A 2,625-nucleotide genomic window follows, 5' to 3' on the forward strand; every position below is an offset into this window, starting at 1 on the left:
CCAACACCGACCCTGACACTGTCCCCCGATTCACAGATTCAGGAAGGACAGATACACCACTCCACCGGACTTGACCAGCCTCGGAACGATCCCTGCACTACGAAAGTAGGAGTAAATCGCCGAGGTTATTGATTTTTCCGGGCAACTATTTCCTTCCGCAACGGCACGAGGCTTACCACGGGTTACAGATACACCACACTAGTGGACGCAACCGCGGTAAGAAAGCCGCAGAGCGCTGGAAGACCGATCCAGATGGTAAATATGCGCAAGAACAGCGTGAGGCTTTGAGTAACGCTAATAAGCGTCGTTCCGCAAGTGGTCGCAGTCAGTCATACAAAATTGCAGCATACTTTGACGATACTTTTTCGCAGACAGGGCACTACCCAACTGTGTCCGATGCCGCTGCAGAGTTCGCTGTTTCGGTTCGAACCGTTCAACGAGCGTTATCGAGGACTGGAATCGTTTTACCCACAGGGCGTAAAAAGGGTGACAGACCGTAAGCAATATACGGTTCCCCTGCCGTTAGGCAGTTAAGTAAAACCTTCCTTAACAAGATTGGGTTGGATGGACTATGTCCCGGTGCCACTAAGAGTGCCAATAGTGTGAACGTTTTGAGCGCGCTCTGTTGCTCATATTGATACGCGAATGCTCCGGTGCATTGCCTGACATAAGCGCTCTGCTATCTGGTCACCAGTGTTCATTCCCCTGACCACGATCTATGGTGCGCTGGCACCCACCATCTTGCACTCATGGCATGTGGTGCTGTTTGCGTAGGTAAAGGAAAGATTTGAAAATCTTCTATCTAGTCGGACTATACGCGGGGATTAATCGCTCTTTTTATGTGTTTCCTTCGCTTTTCGTATTTTTACCAGTTGGTAAATAATCGCACCAGGGATAGCTAAGGCAGCAGCCCAGCCTAAGAAAATAAAAATGATGGATCCCATATCGACCTACCTGTGTATTGTTGCGCAGGTTTTGTTAGACCAAACGCCGTTAACCTTCACCCTTGAACATACTTTCGAGTTGTTCCTCAGGAGTTTTTTAACAGGGAAGTTGACCCAAGCGGAAAACACCGAGCAGGGAGGGGTGGCTGTTCGGACTCGGTGGCGACCATAGTTCTCTGTATAAGAAGTCTCTAGTGTGATACCGCATATGTTTTGGCCTTGAAGAGAGGCTCCAGGCATGTAGCTGGCATTGATTCTATCAACATAGAGCCCATACCCTTCTACGTCTTGTGCTACAAAGGCGCCGCTAGCCCCAGGGGCAATCTCCACCGTGTGCGCGGATCGTGTAGAGGTAGTTGGGAACTCAGCAGGCGTTTCGGTGTGGATGATCTGACTTCCAGGTGACGTTTCCTTGGGTGCTAAATCTTGTGCGATTGCAGAGGGGGTCGCAATTGATGTAGTCAGCAGGAGTGTTAAAGATGCCAGTAATGGGAGAGGTGAACGCTTTTTGGTCAAGGTCTTACCTTTCGAGAGAGGATATATTTCCAATATGTAAATGTTAAAATGCTAATTAGAGATTTGCAATAGTTGTCTATGTGATCACCTTTTATGGCCTCGCTGCGGGTTGAGCTAAGCAGTGATCTAGGATTCGAAATCCTAGGTACCTTAGCAATGGCAGTGTTATGCCTGATTGCTCTTTGGATTATTGAAAGTGCAGGTCAGTCTTCTTCAAAGAAGTGTCTTGTCCGCATAACCAAAGAAAAAGGGGCAGAGAATGGGCCATAACAATCGAAGTCGAATTATTGCGTCAATTGACAATGTAGGTACTGGAGCAATCGGTAGCTCACTGCTCATACTGAATTCGTGAAGCGAAGTCTTCATGCCCCGGCGCCCAACGAGCCGTAGGCGAGGCGGGAGAAGGGTATTCGTCATGTTCCTTCAAAGTGCGTGATAATCGTTTCGTTTATGCATTAGGGTGTGCACACTCTAGTGCGACCATTACTGCATGGTGAAGATTATTCGTGTTTCAGACCGGAGGCGACGGCCGTTTCGTACGGCTAAGAAATTTGAGTTAACCGATAGGGATCGGCTTCTTTTTGATTGGCTGGTGGCGTTTGAAGCTATGACGCGCGACCATGTTGCCAGACTGTGGGGGATTAATCATTCGGGAGCTTCTAAGCGTATTCGGCTGCTTCGCGATAAAGGTTTCATTGACGATAAGAGCGTTTTCACGGGATTTCTTAGCATTCTCACTATCACCAGCAAGGGCTGTAGGCATAGTAGATGGGTGCGCATTACTGATAAAGGAAATGTTGTCGGTGATTTCAAGCCTCCTCGCTTTAACACTGGCGGGACTTTGGCACACACGCTTTTGGTTATGGATTTTGCTTTATCTTGGTCGATTTATGGGCACACGGTCGTAAGCGAGCGAGTGATGAAGGCCCAGGACCGTAAGCACCTCAGTAAAGGAAATCACCACCCGATATACGCTATCGATAGGTATAAGGCAGATGCTAGAAGCTATTACTATCCGGATTTTTTATCCCTACCGAACAGTGTTGATGACCCTAACAGTTTGAGTTGTGCTCCTGCGGCTAGAAAACGGGCCCGACCCCCGAAAAGTGGACACGTCGGGGGGCTAGCTATGCTGCTGTGGTCAGTATAGCCGAAGTCTTGGTTT

The 2,625-nt window shown here is 48.6% G+C and carries 1 protein-coding gene; it reads left to right on the plus strand.

Annotated features, from left to right (window positions below; genetic code table 11):
- Positions 1-1,950 precede the first annotated feature (1,950 nt).
- The gene (locus ABRP88_RS11250) at positions 1,951-2,610 is read left to right on the plus strand and encodes a MarR family transcriptional regulator (RefSeq protein ID WP_349837247.1); all 660 of its coding nucleotides are present in this window, start codon (positions 1,951-1,953) and stop codon (positions 2,608-2,610) included.
- Positions 2,611-2,625: the final 15 nt, after the last annotated feature.

The organism is Corynebacterium sp. KPL2734, from assembly GCF_040225595.1.
In the GTDB taxonomy this organism is placed as follows: Bacteria; Actinomycetota; Actinomycetes; order Mycobacteriales; family Mycobacteriaceae; genus Corynebacterium; species Corynebacterium rhinophilum.